Genomic DNA, 16140 nt, shown 5'->3' on the forward strand with positions numbered 1-16140 from the left:
TTTACAATCATTTTATATGATAGCGTTTTACGCTTTCAATAGTAATCATAACCTTCATCAAAATCTCCAATACTTTGTCGATATAAAAATTATAACTTATCATTTTTTTACTTAATTTAGAATCATCCATATTAGGATTTTGATTATTTATTTTTTCATAAATCTTTTTTGAAATGAAGTCATATAATGAAATTTCAAAAAATGTGCCAAAAAATATTATTTTTCTATTTAACCTTTATTTTAAATTTCTTTTCAATAGTTGAAATAGTATTCGTTTGATATACCCTTTGTGTCCTCTCTCTATTCAAACATATATCTTAATGTTTCAAAATAATCGGCTGTTATTATTTGTCCTAAAGTTATTGGGATATTCATTTTTTGCCTCTTATTTATAACAATAAATAAAATTATGAGACTTTACTCATAATTAAATTATATATCTAATAGTTGTTTATTTATTATATCTACATATTCTTTGTTTAGATCACAACCGATAAATTTTCTTTCTTGTTTCTTAGCAACCAACGAAGTTATTCCAGAACCACTAAATAAATCAAGGATTAAATCACCTTTATTTGAACTTGCTTTAATAATTCTTTCAATCATTTTTTCTGGTTTGGGGGTTGGGTGGATTGTTTTAGTGGTCCTACCATTTACCTTATTACTCATTCTTACCGAAGGTATCTCTCATACATCCGTGCACAATTTACCATTAGGATTGGGATATCATCTTTTTCCATTTTTAAGAATGCCTTTTTTAACGGCTGTTTTCATTCTATCTAAAGATGTATATTCTGTCCTAATATCATCATAATTAAATGTGTAATTATTAGATTTAGTTAAAAATATTATTGTTTCCTGATTATTTACATATTTAGTTGTTGATGGCGAAAAACCATCTTTTTTATATCAAATAATTGAATTTTTAAATAACATTCCTTTTTTGATTAAATAAGTTAATAATAATGCTGAATTATAAGCATTATTAAATAAGTAAATACTTCCAGTTTTTTTTAATTTAGAAATAGCCAAATCTAGTCATTTGTGCATAAAATCAAAGTATTTTTTTTCACCTTCAAAAATATCCCACTTATCTATGTTTTGGTTATAAGGAGGGTCAGCAATAATTAAATCAACAGAATTATCTTTTATATCTTTTAAAAAATCAATAACATCAATATTATATATTTTATTTAATTCCATATTACTTTTCCTCTAATTTTTTATCTATTACTTCTTTATAATGGGGGTAGAGCTCATAACCGATATAATTTCTATTTAAATTTTTAGCAACCTTTAATGTCGTTCCGCTACCTGTAAATGGGTCAAGAACTGTGTCACCAACAAATGAATATAATTTTACGCATCTAGCAACTATTTCTTCAGGCATTATTGCTGGATGAATTCCGAAAGCTGAATCCTTTTTGTTTGGTATAGGGATGCTCCAAATTTGTTTAGTGTATTCAACTCATTCTTTTTTGGTTAATTTGCTTTGTTCTTTTCACTCATGTTTTATATTATTTGCAGAAGGACCGTCTTTTACATAAACCGATATAAATTCCGTTGTATTTTGTGCATAAAAATTTCTTGGGTATGGATAACTTCCAAACATTAGTTTTTTAGTAGAATTAGTTCTATTTCAAATATACAAATCCATTAAGAATAAATTAGTATGATTTAAAATACTATGTTGTATTTCACTTTGTAAATCAAAAATATGTCTATTAAAGTGTGAACTAAAATCTTTTTTTATCATAGGTAACAATGGAACATTTATACACAATTTTCCATTAGGCTTTAGAACTCTTTCACATTCTTTTCATACCTTTAACATTTCAAATATGTATTTTTTAAAATCATTAATATCACCAATATTATCTATTTTTTTAGCTGAATGTTTAACCTCTTGTTTACCATCTTTTGAATAATCCTTGATATTAAAATACGGTGGGGAAGTAATTATTAGATCTACACTACTAGATTTGACCTCTTTCATTTTTTTAGATGATTTGTAATAAACAACATTTATGTCTTTTTCTAATTCCATATTGTACACTCCCTATTCCTTTAATAATTTTTTAAAATATCACATTATCTTTATGATTTTGTCTAAACTCAAACTCATTAAGATAAAATGGTAAATGTTTCTTGCTTGCTTTTATGTAAGTTCTTTTTAGTCCTCTTTTAAGGCGAGACCACATTCCTTCTATTCCATTAGTTGACACTTTAGTTCTAATATTTAACATATTCTTTATTAGAGCGGTTAACTACTTTATGAGTAAATCAATCAGTAACATTTTGTAATACTCTCTTATAACCTTTTCATTCATCACTAATTATAGTGGAATCTTTAGAAATATTTGTTTCTAAAAATGCAGAAATAGTTTTGTCGTTAACTTGATTAACCATGTCAAATTTAACTTGGCCACTTTCTCTATTTTTAACACGCATAATTGATGCTTTTTGTTCGAGATGAGATAGTTCATTATTTTTAACTGATTCATGTTTATTTGTTTCACGACCACCAATATAAGTTCCATCCACTTCATTTACCCCTTTAAACATAATGCTACCATCATCGTCCATAATACTTCTTATTAGCTTTGCCATTATTCAAGCCGTTTTATAATTTATTCTAGACTTCTCTCTAACTGTTTAGCACTAACTCCGTTTTTAGAAATACTAAATAATGATATAGCATGGAATCAAGAACTTAAAGATGTTGAACTATTTTCAAAGATAGTGTCTTTACAAGGAAAAAGAGTCTGTTCACATTTGGCAACATATCTTTTTATTCCCTCAACATTTCAGTGTTTTGAAAAAATACCACATTTTAAGCAATGATTTAGATCTTTGTATTTTAAATCGTAGATATAATCTAAACACTTTTTATTAGTCCCAAAATCTCTTTAAAATCCTTACAATTGTATGATTTAGACATTAAAAACCTTCCTAATTTACATATTTATTTTATACCATCTTACTTACTTACGATAAGGGTATAAAATTATTTTGATATTTTTTGAAGATTTACATACACCGAGGGGATATATACCATATTTTATTATATAAATCCGTTGTTTTATAGTTAGAAATAAAAAAAATAATTTTTATTGATACGCACGGATGGGTTGTTGTATAATAAGTCCGCTATTATAAAATGGCAATATTGGACATTAATATATTTATTATAAAGAAAGGAAAAATAAAATGCCTACAACAAATCAATTAGTTAGTAGTGGTAGAGTGCAAAAAGTACGTAAGCAAAATGCGCCTGCATTAAACTTAAGTTTCAATACACTTACAAAAACAAGTCGTAAAGAATCTGCACCTTTTAAACGTGGTGTATGTACTCGTGTTGCAACTATGACTCCTAAAAAACCCAACTCGGCTATGCGTAAATATGCCCGTGTTAAATTATCAAATGGTATGGAAGTTACTGCCTACATCGGTGGTGAAGGACATAACCTACAAGAACACTCAGTTGTTCTAATCAGAGGTGGTAGAGTTAAAGACCTACCTGGTGTTAGATATCACATCGTTAGAGGTACACAAGACTTGGCGGGAGTAAACAACCGTAAACAAGGTAGAAGTCTATACGGAACCAAGAGAGAAAAATCAAGTAACTAATACTTAGAAAGAAAGAGAGAAAATTATGTCAAGAAAACACAAAGCTCCAGTTAGAGAAGTACTTGCTGACCCAATTTTTAATTCAGTTCTAGTTACTAAATTAATTAACTCAATTATGCTAGATGGTAAAAAATCCGTAGCGCAAGATATTCTATACTCAGCCTTTAACATTATTAAAGAAAAAACTAACAAAGAACCAATGGAAGTATTCCAATTGGCAATTGAAAACATCACACCTCAACTAGAAATCAGAACAAGAAGAATTGGTGGTACAAACTATCAAGTTCCAACCGAAGTTTCTGCACGTAGAAAACAAACATTATCATTAAGATGACTAGTACAATATTCACGTCTAAGAAACGAAAAAACAATGGATTTACGTTTAGCTAACGAAATCATTGATGCATCAAACAAAACCGGTGGAGCAATCAAAAAACGTGAAGACACACACAAGATGGCCGAAGCCAACCGTGCTTTTGCTCACTTTAGATGATAATAAGATATTATGGCAAGAGAATATAAATTAGAAAACTACCGTAATATCGGTATTATGGCCCACATTGATGCAGGGAAAACTACAACAACCGAAAGAATTTTGCTACACACAGGTAAAATTCACAAATTAGGTGAAACACACGATGGTGCTTCACAAATGGACTGAATGGCCCAAGAACAAGAACGTGGAATCACAATTACATCAGCCGCAACTACAGCCTTTTGAAAAGGCACGAGAATTAACATCATTGACACACCAGGACACGTTGACTTTACAGTTGAAGTTGAACGTTCACTACGTGTACTTGATGGTGCTGTTACAGTTCTCGATGCGCAAAGCGGTGTTGAACCTCAAACAGAAACAGTTTGAAGACAAGCTACAAACTACAAAGTTCCAAGAATTGTTTACGTAAACAAAATGGATAAATTAGGTGCTGACTTTTTCATGTCAGTTAACTCGGTTAAAACAAGATTAAACGGGAATGCAGTTGCAATTCAAGTACCTATTGGTGCCGAATCATACTTTAAAGGTATTATAGATCTTGTTGAAATGAAAGCATACATCTATGATGGTTCTCCAGAAGAAAATCCGGAAATCACTGAAATTCCAGCCGATTTATTAGATGTTGCTAAAGAAAGAAGAGCGATGCTTATTGATGCTCTTTCAACTTATGATGACGAATTTATGATGAAACTTTTAGAAGGTGTTGAACCATCAGTTGAAGAAATTAAATCAATGATTCGTAAAGCTACATTAACATCTACTTTCTTCCCATGTGTTTGTGGAACAAGTTTTAAAAATAAAGGTGTTAAATTAATGATTCAAGCAGCAGTTGACTATTTACCGTCTCCATTAGATATACCTGCTATTAAAGGTTACCTAGGGGAAGAAGAAATTTCAGTTCCTGCTACCGATGACCATGATTTCGTGGCGCTAGCTTTTAAAGTTATGACAGACCCATTCGTTGGATCGTTAACTTTCTTCCGTACATATGCCGGTGTATTAAAAAAAGGTTCATATGTTTACAATACAACCAAAGATGTTAAAGAACGTATTGGACGTATCATCAAAATGCACGCTAACTCACGTGAAGAAATTGATGAATGTTATGCCGGAGATATCAACGCTTTAGTTGGTCTTAAGGCAACAACAACAGGTGATACACTAGTTGCTGAAAAGTCGCCAAAAATCATTCTTGAAAGAATGATTTTCCCAGAACCAGTTATTTCTCAAGCACTTGAACCCGAAACGAAAGATGCTATGGAAAAATTAGCGCTTGGTCTTCAAAAATTAGCTGCTGAAGACCCGACATTTAGAACTTACACCGACGAAGAAACAGGACAAACAATTATTGCCGGAATGGGTGAATTGCACCTTGACATTATTGTTGACCGTTTAAAACGTGAACATGGTGTTAAAGCTAAAGTTGGTGCTCCACAAGTTTCATATCGTGAAACAATTACTAAAGATGCAGAAGTTGAAGGTAAACACATTAAACAATCAGGTGGTAAAGGACAATATGGTCACGTTTGAATTAAATTCGAACCTAACAAAGACCAAGGATTTGAATTTGTTGACAAAATTGTCGGCGGTAAAATTCCTAAAGAATACATCAAGTCAATTCAAAAGGGACTTGAAGATAAAATGGCTAGTGGTATTTTAGCTGGTTACCCAATGATTGATATTAAAGCCACTTTATTTGATGGTTCATACCACGATGTTGACTCATCTGAAATGGCTTACAAAATCGCTGCTTCTAAAGCTCTAACTAAAGCTAAAGATCAATTAGGAACAGTATTATTAGAACCAATTATGGACGTTGCTGTTGTTATTCCTGAAGATTACTTCGGTGATGTTATGGGAGATTTAACACGTCGTAGAGGACAAATCGTTGATAATGAAACACGTAATGACGGTGCTCACATTATTCGAGCTCATGTTCCTTTAAAAGAAATGTTTGGATATGCGACTGACTTGCGTAGTATGACTGCTGGTCGTGGAAACTATCAAATGCAATTCGATCACTACGAAAAATGTCCAAAAAATATTGCTGATCAAGTTATTAAAACACGTAATATTCAAAACAACGATGAAGATTAATTCAAAAAATAAGGCGTGGCCTTATTTTTTATATTTTTATTAAAAAAGTTTACGAGTTACAAAAAAAGTACTAAAATTAATATGCAATATTACATGCGCTCTTAGCTCAGCCGGTAGAGCAAATGGCTCTTAACCATTGGGTCAGAGGTTCGAACCCTCTAGGGCGTACCAAATCAAGAAATTGATCGCAAAAATAAGCCAACCGGTGGCTTATTTTTATTTTTTTATATTATTAGTCATTTTTTTACAAATATACATCACCATAATATTCAAAATCTAGAATAACCTAAAATTTCCTATACGTGTTATTTATAGTTGTATCAGTCAAAAAGATATAAAAAAACAACCATATTATGATTTCGGTTGTTAGGATGTATAAAAAATAAATTAAGATATGAAAAGGTTTAACACTTTTATTGTAACGTAAGTTACGATATACATTCTAGCATGAAAAAAAATAATTCAAAGAAAATAAATATTTTTTTATCATAAAATATTTGATCTTAAAACCTTAATTTATTTTATTTTGATCATAAAATATGTTAAAATAATTTAGTTAATTTCTGTTGATATTAACAAATAAAAAAAATTAAAAAATATTTTGTTCATTTATAAAATGTCTTATAATTAAATAGCAATTTTCAAATGAAATTGCCCAGGTGGCGGAATAGGTAGACGCAAGGGACTTAAAATCCCTCGGTGGTAACACCGTGCTGGTTCAAGTCCAGTTCTGGGTACCAGATGACCGAAAGGTCTCCATAAGAAGATGCGCCCTTAGCTCAGCAGGTAGAGCAAATGGCTTTTAACCATTGGGTCAGAGGTTCGAATCCCCTAGGGCGTACCATGTCAAGAAATTGACCATTAATAAGCCGTTGGCTTATTTTTTTTACCGATAGATTTATATGTAAAAAATGATAAATTTATTTGGTATTTTAAAATTTTATTATAAAATAATATCAGTGGTTATAGCGCAAGGGATCACCTGATACCATTCCGAACTCAGTAGTTAAGCCTTGTAGTGCCGACGATACCAGAGATGGGAAAATAGGGAGCTGCTATTTTTTTATGCTTTTTTGAAAATTCAAGAGTTTAAAAAATAGTATGTACCTTAGTCAAATTAATGTTGATTTAAAAAAAGATTCAACCTAAATTTTGCTACCTTTTTTATACACAAATAGCGCCACGAGGGCAGTCTAACCAATGAAAAACGAATAGTCGTGATTCGAAATTAATCTTTTTTTCAAGTTTGGGATTAATTAATAAATTCCCTAAACTATAATGAGCAGTTATTTTTGCTAATGTTTTTATTTACTAAAAACTTTTTTACCTATCTCGATTTCTTATGGTAATTCAATATTCAATAAGGGACCCAATATTTTTAAATGGGTGGATCACCAATCTTAGTTGCTTTTGGCTCACAACGCTAGCTAAGTTCAAACAATTATGGAAAGCGTGAAATATATGTATAACAATATGTGTCAAGTTATCGTTAAATCAAAATGTAAATCTGGAATAATTTTTATTTCCTCAAGTAAAGTAATTATACCTTTAGCTTATTCATCAGAAATCATCATATCATTCATAATGGTGTAATTCCTGAGTTGGCTTTAGTTAATTTCGCAAGAAATATGGTTTTCTAGAAGGCGTCTGCCGATATTTCTTTAACATCTGGCATCTCAATACAGTCTAAAAATTGTGTTTTTTCATCCTGATTTAATTTAGTGGAAAATTAATATTTAGATGTATATTAATTGCACAAAAAAAGCAAAATTTATTTGGTATTTTAAAATTTTATTATAAAATAATATCAGTGGTTGTAGCGCAAGGGATCACCTGATACCATTCCGAACTCAGTAGTTAAGCCTTGTAGTGCCGACGATACCAGAGATGGGAAAATAGGGAGCTGCTATTTTTTTTATGCTTTTTTTGAGATATGTATAATTAAATAGTAGTTTTGGAGGTAATGTGAAGAAAATTTTATTAGCTACTAGTATTGTTGCACCGTCAGTTATGTCGACAGTTTCATGTCAAAAGTCAGAAACAATTCGCAACGAGATAAAAACCTATACTTATATTGACTTTTTAAAATTATCTTCAAATAATAATCAATTAATTCTCATTGAAAATGATTTAAGTGCTACCCAAGTTTTTAATAATTACTATATTTATGATAAATTTATTCAAACTGAATCTCTTGAATCTGATTGAGCAGATAATATTAATGTATTAAAAATTTCAAGTATTTTTAACAAAAAATTCTTTGAGAAAAAATTCCTGGTATATGTTGGTGGAGAAAACACTAAATTCTTTTCCTTAAATAATGGTGGAATTCTTGCTAAAACTCAAATACCATTTGACATCAATCAAAATAATCAAGTGATTTGAAGCAATAGCGAACATTTATCATTAATCGAAAAATTTCCGGAGAATAAACTTCCTGGAGAATTAATAAATTATTTGAATCATTCAATTAATGAATTGTATTTAGCTTTTGACCGTAAAGACTATGTCAAAGTTTTAAATTTTATAAATAAGAGCACCATGGAGAACAATTCATAAATTGAGAGCATCAAAATTCATGTGAGGTAAGTATGAACAAAATTAGGTTAGAAAAATTTATTTGTCATTCCACACAATATTCTCGCAAAGATATTGTCAGATTATTAAAAAAAGGGATGATAACCGTAAACGGTAAAATTATAAATAAAATAGTTAAAGTTGACCCCGTTAAAGATATCATTAAGGTTTGTGATAATGAAATTAAATACGAGAAATATCACTATTATATGTTTAATAAACCTTCGGGGTATTTGTGTGCCAACAGCGATTTTAGAGCAAAAACAATTTTTGATTTGTTTGATTTAAAGCCTACACAATATTTCAGTGTTGGAAGACTGGATAAAGATACTGAGGGATTATTAATAATAACCGATGACGGTAAGTGAACTAATTGGATATTAAAGCCACAAAATCACATTCCTAAAACATACTTTCTTGAAATTGATAAAGATTTTGATGAAAAAATACGTAAGCATTCTGATTCTATAAAAATTGATGGTTATGAGGTAACGGAATATGATTTTAAGTTTTTAAATAACAGACAATGCGAACTGACTATTTATGAAGGAAAATATCATCAGGTAAAACAAATGATGAGTTATTTTGGTTTCAATGTTATTTATTTAAAAAGAATCAAATTTGGTGATTTAGAACTACCAAATAATTTAAAATTGGGCTCTTTAATTGAACTGAATAATCATCAGAAAACACTCTTAAAGATAATTTAACAAACATTTAGGGATAATTTTGTTTCAATTGACCGCTTCAATTTGTTTTTCTATTTATTTGGAAAATTAATTGTATATTTTATGATTAGTAGTTGTATAATGATTTAGTTCAAGGATATTCCTTGTTATTTTTTTCTTTCCAAAAAAGAATAAAATTGTTCTTCAGCTTGAATTCAGGAGGTGTTATGAAAAAAAGACTGTTACTGATTAGTCCAATACTGATTGCTTCTATTGCCGGTGTTGCTATGAATATAAATGACTCAATAGATAAAAACTTACACAAAAATAGTAACCTAACCTACGTTGCTGATAGAGGCGTAGTTAATGATATTAACAATGTACAAGCAAGTGATTGAATGTCGCAAATACCTGATAATAAAAGCTTTTTTTCTTTAAGTATTCCGGGTACGCATGACTCATCGATGTACAATGGATACGGTATTTCATATGCTTTTGGTTGACAATATGCATTGACTCAATATTACAATTTCCATGACCAATTAAAAATCGGAATTCGTGCGTTTGATTTAAGAATGCAAAATGATGGAAAATTGGTTCATGGTCCAGTTAATTCAAATCAAGTATTTAGAGATGCAATTCGTGACTTTGCCAGTTTTTTAGATAAACATCCAACTGAATTTATTGTAGCCAGAGTAAAAGACGAATACTTCAATGTGGATAAACAATGACAAGCACAGGGCGCAAATAAAATTTATAATGATGTTCTTGATGAATTTAAGAAGTATTTATACAATCCAGATGGTAAATCGTTTTGAGAACTTTCAAAAGAAGGGTTTAATGTTGATAAATTTAGAGGTAAAATCGTAATATTGAACCATTGGCATCATAAAGTTAATACTAATCCAAGAGGTGGATTTATGTATAAATTTATTGCCTCTGAACAAACTATTCAAGATAATTATAATGGTATAAATTCTATAGACGAAAAAGTTAAATATATTACCCAAGCGATGGAAAATGCAAACAAACGTAGTAATCTAGATGCAACATTACATGTAAATTTTATGTCTATGGCGAGTGGATGAAGACCATTTTCATCTTCTCAACAAGTCAATCCTGCCGTCAATAAGTGATTAAATAAACATAATGACTTAGGTACCCTTGGTATTGTTTATATGGACTATCCAGGTCCTGCATTAATTCAGTCGGTATATCGTACAAATTTTAATTATAAAGATGATTATATAAATAATGGTGGATTAGGCCCTTTGATGAATAAAATTTCAGCTAAAAGTGTTTTTGAAGGCGATAATAAAATTATAATAGATACATCAGATAATCCATCTTGCTATAAAAACGCAATATTTGAGATAATAGTCGATGAGCACACAATTAAAAAAATAACTGTTCCAAAAGAATTCAATTCAAATGAATTGATTATTGATTTAGGTTCTAACTTTCATTTTAATTTAGCCAACAAATTAAAAATTGTTACATATAAATTAACTCCAAATGATGGTTGATATAATCCGAAAAAATATAACGAAAATGAGTTATCAATTAAAATTTTAAGAGATGATTTATTACATGAAAAACTAGATTTAGTTGCCGAAATTAAATCTATTCAGAGATATTATGAACAAGAATATCCTCAAATCTACAATTATATTGATGAAAAATTCATAAAAAAAATTCAAAGTTTAAAAAGAACACAAACTAATGCGAGATTAGAATTTGATGATATTAATTCTAAATGACATTCAATATCTAAACTAATGGAAATACTTATTGATGATTTGGCCAATTTTTCTGATAGCCAAATTGAACTTAAAATAGATAATTTAAGTTCAATATTTAATGAACAAAATGCAAGCAAAATAAGAAACTTTACGAATGAAATTAGAACGAAATTGAAGAATATTTTTGATACCGAAAATGATAAAGTGATTACATCTAGTCAACTGGTTGATTTTTCGAATAAATTAAAAAAATATAGATGAATAAGTAAATATTTACCAGCAATCATAAATGACTTTGAATCATTGAATTTATTAAAAATAAAATCAGACTTTGAAAATAATTATCAGGATTATAATTTTGCAAAATCATATTGAATAGAGAAGTTAACCAATGGAATAGAGAAGCCAAATAAAATATTTAATGAATTAATAAGTAATGATAATTCAAATAATACAATGATTTTAGCTAGAAACTTGAGCAATCAGATGTATAACTATTTAAGTTCATTAATATCACAAGTAAAAAAAATAAATAAAACTTTATCCGTGTATAATCAATATTTTAAAGGTGAAAATGAAGTTCTTCTGCCTCATTTTATGAATGAGATAAAGGAAAAAATTATTGACGATTCTTTCAACCCGGATTTAATTATTAATCAATCTGAATCTTTTAAAATCCAATTAAATTTGCTAAAAAAACTAATTAGAGATTCTGATAATTTTAAGAAGAAAAATTATTTTAACTTAAACTCACCCGATAAAAGATCTTATTCGAAACTCATTGAGGAAACTAATAATGTGATAAATGATAATAATCTAAAGGTATTGAATTCACAATTCATAAAGGAAAAAATATCGGCTTTAAATGAAATCGAGTTGTCTATTTCTAATTCAACAAAAATTTATAATAAAGTTTTAAATACTTTCAACGATTCCCAATCAATTATTGCCGGCCACAGAAAAATTTTGAAAGAAAAATTAGATTCTTTAGAAATTTATACTGATTTAAGTACTAAGGAAATTAATAAAGAAATTAACTCATTAATTTTGGTTGATTATGCCAAAAAAATAAAATCATTAAAAAATTTGAATTTACACCAATCAAGAGAGTTATTGCGTCAAATTTCTGATACTTTAAATGAAAAAGAAATTAAAAGCATTTTTTTGAATTTTCAAACTCTAGATTATAAAATGAATGAGTTAACTATTCAAAAAGACAAATTTAATAACCTTGATACTATTAAAGGTTTTGGGTATTTGGATTCAACTGAACAAAAAGAACTTAAAAACTTGCTATCAACAATTAATTCTGAAATGACACATTTTATAGAATCTGACAAAATTGATGATTACATCAAAAAATTAAGTAAATATAACAATATTTTCAATATTGATACAATGTTCATGGATTTTAACAATTTGATTACAAAATCATCAAAATTGTACGAATTTGAAAAACAAATTTTCAAAAAGAACCTATCCTTAGTAAGAAAATTCAAGGAATTCAAGGAATTAAAAACAAATTTTGATTTAGAAGCAGATGTTAATAGACCATTAAGCGACGAAAAAACATTTAAAAGTTTTTCAAAAACTCAGTTTAAAAAGGTTATCAATGAACTTAAAGGGTCATTATCGAAAGAATCATATACTCAGATTAAAAACAATTACTTAGGCTTATTAGATTCTATTAATATCGCAAAAAGATTAATCAAACAACACGAAAACATATATAGTCAAAGTGAATATATCAGTAATTATGAAAAAAGTAAAACCGAATTTAAAGAAAAATTTGATTCTTTAAATAATTCAATAATAAATTCCACCGATCCTGAATTACTGAACGATGAAATTACAAAATTTAGACTTTCAATTATTGATTTAATTGAAAGTTCTAAAAAATTTAAAAATGAAAAACAAAAAGAAAAAGTGTTTAATAATTATTTACTTACTCTTGATGAATTTTCAAGTTTAACAAAACACGAGAATCCGGGAAACATTCTAAATCAAACATTTAAAGAAATCATTGAAAAAGTAAGGAATAACAAAATTGAATTAAGTGCCAGTTTACAAGATATTGTTCAAGCAACTTCTGAGCTAAATAAGTTAATAAATCAATATATATTAATAATTGATGAATTGGTTAATACCTACAAAGAAAAAAATAAAGTATTCAATAATTTTGTTCAAGAATTCTCTTTTGGAATTCCCGAAAATAAACATAATCAACTTCCAAGTAAAATAAGAAGTGATGATTTAATTAAATTGAATAACAATGAAAGTTTTATAGTTACTAATTTAAGTCTTACACCTGACGATGTTAATGGTACATTATCTATTGATTATATTATTAAGTCCAACGATTTTACTGTTTCGAAATCACAATTAATAAACGATTTTATTAATATCAATAAGTTTAATTACTTAAAAGAGGTTTCGACTAAAAAACAAGCATTAAATGATGAAATAGCCAAAGCTAACGAACTCATTAAATCTATGGATAAACCGATTTACTCAGCAATAATTAATGAGTTGAATTTAGCTATAAAAAAATATAGTAATGTAGATATTAATAATTTATTATGATACGATAATGCAATCGACTCCATTAATAAAACTATTGAAAAATCAATTTCAAATAAAATTGATATAGAAACAAAAGTACGTAATAAAAATCTCAATGACGCAGCAGAATTGATTAACAAAATTAATGGTTATTTGAATCTTGTCAATCGCTATGCTTTTGATGAATTTGTTGCTAATGTGAGTTTATTTATCAAAGAAATGAAAACTTATAAATTAATTTTAAGTAATATTAATTTAGATTCAACGCCGATAGACGAAATTAAAAAAAGGTCGCTTAATTCATTTCAAGACATATCAAAAGCCGGTGATATGTTTATATCAAATAAGTTTAGCGATTTATTATCGAGAGTGAAGTTTGAGGTTCCATCCGAATTATTATTAAAAGATATAAATATTGGAGATATAAATATAATAAATGGTAAAGAATTAAATATTTCAATTAAATCAATTAATAAAAACATTGAAAACAAAAGTATTAATATTTTTTATGATGCTTCATATAAAAATTTAACAGAGCAAAAAAATTATTTAATTTCGAATATAAGGGTTAATAATAATGCGAATAAGATTATAGATGTTATTGACGAAAACAATTCAAATGATAAAACCAATTCAATAGTTCAAACCAAACATGAGAATGATGTCAATAAAAACAAAATTGAGGCAAAAATACCTTTAAAGGCCTACAGCGCCATAAAAACAAAAAAAATAATTGATAACTCTATCAGAAATAGCACAAATAATAATTTAAAAGAAATTAAGCAAATACCAGCAAAACAGATTAAAAATTCCAATAAACAAATCAGTCATTCCGAGTATCGTATAAATAATGACGATAAACTAAACAAAAAAATAAAAAATAATTTTAATAAGAATTATTTATATTTGATATTTATACCAGTTTTAGGAGTTTTAATTATCATTACTATTTTGATTACTAAAAAGTGTAAGAAAAAAAATAAGTAATATTATGATTTGTTTTCTAAAATTCAGATATTAAAAAAACAAAAAAATATTTTGAAATATTATAAAAAATAGTACTATATTAATAGTGGTTATAGCGCAAGGGATCACCTGATACCATTCCGAACTCAGTAGTTAAGCCTTGTAGTGCCGACGATACCAGAGATGGGAAAATAGGGAGCTGCTATTTTTTTTATGCTTTTTTAGCTAAATTGATAGTTGCTCCATTATTTTGCATTTGTTTATAATAATTTATAATAGATAGAATGAAAAACACAAGTAAACCTACATATTTCATTGACCTTGATGGAACATTATTTGACCAACATGGCATTACGAGAATCTCTTATCGCAATCAAAGCGCTATTTTAATTATGCAGAATTTTGCTAATGTTGTTTTTTCAACTGGTCGTTCTTATACAGATATGCGAGTTCAACAAGCAATGAAACAATTGTCAATTGATGATATTATTTGTTCCTCAGGTGCAGAAGTTTATATTGACCGTAAATTAGCTACTTATATCAATATTAGAGATAAAGCTGTTAATAATATTGTCAATTACGCTACTAAGCGCAAAGTCGTTTTTGTTGTTTATGATTCAAACGGGGAACACTTATATGTGCAAAACAAACTTCAACATTGTTTAGGCAATTTGTTTTTTAAAAAATGAATGAATACAATATCAATTAATAAAGATTTTGACATTAGCAAACATAGAAATATCACTAAAATTGCGTTTGTTTTGAAAAGTTTTTTTAAAACGAAACGCATCATAAAAGAAATTCAAGAACTTTACCCGGATCAAGTTAATGCTTATGCTGCTAACCGAAACTTTATTGTTGAAATAACAGACATATCAACTAACAAAGCTATTGCAACAGTAGAGTACTGTAAATTAAAGGGAATTGATTTATCTGATGCTGTGCATATTGGAGATTCAATGTCCGATGCATGTCTTAAAGGTTACGTTGGAAAATTGGTAGCTATGGGTAATGCAACTAGTCAATTGAAAGCTCTGGCTGATGAAGTGGCTCCAAAACATAAAAATGGTGGATTATATAAATATTTTATTCATCATAAAAGAAAACAAAAATAGGCTTATGCCTATTGTTTTATTATAGTTTATTTACAACTAATTAGACAAATTTTGTTCTTGATGAATTATTTCTAATATTATATAAAATAATAAAAATATCAAGCACATTTACGTTGCGCTTGATATTTAATTTACAAGACTAGGCGAATCATTTATAAACAATTCTTTTTTATCTGAATCTATTGAAATTTAAATCTGTTCTAGTTAATTATTTGAAATCAGTAACAAGGGATATCAAAAGTTTTTTTCTTTTGCACGCATTTAATTCAAAAGTAACATTGATT

11 protein-coding genes, 3 tRNA genes and 3 rRNA genes are annotated in these 16140 nt (G+C 28.2%); 13 read left to right on the top strand and 4 right to left on the bottom strand.

Translation table 4 applies throughout. The features are described 5' to 3' along the window. Positions 1-432: 432 nt before the first annotated feature. The 4 genes from NW238_RS00860 to NW238_RS00870 are packed head-to-tail and all read right to left on the bottom strand — an operon-like array spanning position 433 to position 2610. Complete coding sequence (locus NW238_RS00860; protein ID WP_258451631.1) at positions 433-1203, bottom strand: DNA-methyltransferase; 771 nt, start codon at positions 1201-1203, stop codon at positions 433-435. Between the two features lies 1 nt (position 1204). Further along, positions 1205-2047, bottom strand: coding sequence for a DNA-methyltransferase (locus tag NW238_RS00865; protein WP_258451632.1), 843 nt, complete (start codon positions 2045-2047; stop codon positions 1205-1207). A gap of 31 nt (positions 2048-2078) precedes the next feature. Continuing rightward, positions 2079-2246 carry a transposase gene (locus tag NW238_RS03615; RefSeq protein ID WP_373889494.1) on the bottom strand — a complete coding sequence of 56 codons (168 nt, stop codon included), beginning with the start codon at positions 2244-2246 and terminating at the stop codon, positions 2079-2081. Further along, entirely contained in the window at positions 2233-2610 is a 378-nt protein-coding gene (locus NW238_RS00870) for a transposase (protein ID WP_258451633.1), read from the bottom strand. Before NW238_RS00870 ends, NW238_RS03615 begins: the two co-directional genes overlap by 14 nt. 600 nt (positions 2611-3210) lie before the next feature. Here NW238_RS00870 and rpsL point away from each other — a divergent pair. From rpsL to NW238_RS00935, 13 genes are all read left to right on the top strand, one after another. Then, the gene (gene rpsL / locus NW238_RS00875) at positions 3211-3630 is read left to right on the top strand and encodes a 30S ribosomal protein S12 (RefSeq protein WP_171111703.1); all 420 of its coding nucleotides are present in this window, start codon (positions 3211-3213) and stop codon (positions 3628-3630) included. Between the two features lie 25 nt (positions 3631-3655). Next, positions 3656-4126 (top strand): 30S ribosomal protein S7, encoded by a 471-nt coding sequence (gene rpsG / locus NW238_RS00880; RefSeq protein ID WP_171111705.1) that lies wholly within the window; start codon positions 3656-3658, stop codon positions 4124-4126. A gap of 9 nt (positions 4127-4135) precedes the next feature. Continuing rightward, a complete protein-coding gene (gene fusA, locus NW238_RS00885) occupies positions 4136-6226 on the top strand; it encodes an elongation factor G (RefSeq protein WP_258451634.1) in 2091 nt (696 codons plus the stop codon). A 95-nt stretch (positions 6227-6321) separates the two neighbouring features. Next, positions 6322-6397: transfer RNA gene (locus tag NW238_RS00890), tRNA-Lys, on the top strand. Positions 6398-6879: 482 nt separating this feature from the next. After that, positions 6880-6966 (top strand) — tRNA-Leu (locus NW238_RS00895). 28 nt (positions 6967-6994) lie between these two features. Next, a tRNA-Lys gene (locus NW238_RS00900) sits at positions 6995-7070 on the top strand. Positions 7071-7181: 111 nt separating this feature from the next. Beyond that, positions 7182-7287 (top strand): 5S ribosomal RNA (gene rrf / locus NW238_RS00905). 745 nt (positions 7288-8032) lie between these two features. Further along, a 5S ribosomal RNA gene (rrf, locus tag NW238_RS00910) occupies positions 8033-8138 on the top strand. Positions 8139-8191: 53 nt separating this feature from the next. Then, positions 8192-8785, top strand: coding sequence for a hypothetical protein (locus NW238_RS00915; RefSeq protein ID WP_216505703.1), 594 nt, complete (start codon positions 8192-8194; stop codon positions 8783-8785). A 32-nt stretch (positions 8786-8817) separates the two neighbouring features. Next, positions 8818-9513 (top strand): pseudouridine synthase, encoded by a 696-nt coding sequence (locus tag NW238_RS00920; protein ID WP_258451635.1) that lies wholly within the window; start codon positions 8818-8820, stop codon positions 9511-9513. 185 nt (positions 9514-9698) lie between these two features. Further along, entirely contained in the window at positions 9699-14762 is a 5064-nt protein-coding gene (locus tag NW238_RS00925; RefSeq protein ID WP_258451636.1) for a hypothetical protein, read from the top strand. Positions 14763-14843: 81 nt separating this feature from the next. After that, positions 14844-14949 (top strand): 5S ribosomal RNA (gene rrf / locus NW238_RS00930). 76 nt (positions 14950-15025) lie between these two features. Further along, positions 15026-15856: an HAD hydrolase family protein gene (locus tag NW238_RS00935; protein ID WP_216505706.1), complete on the top strand. Its 831-nt coding sequence runs from the start codon at positions 15026-15028 to the stop codon at positions 15854-15856. Positions 15857-16140: the final 284 nt, after the last annotated feature.

Origin of the sequence: Mycoplasma zalophidermidis, from assembly GCF_024742155.1 — a bacterium.
GTDB lineage: Bacteria > Bacillota_I > Bacilli_A > Mycoplasmatales > Metamycoplasmataceae > Mycoplasmopsis > Mycoplasmopsis zalophidermidis.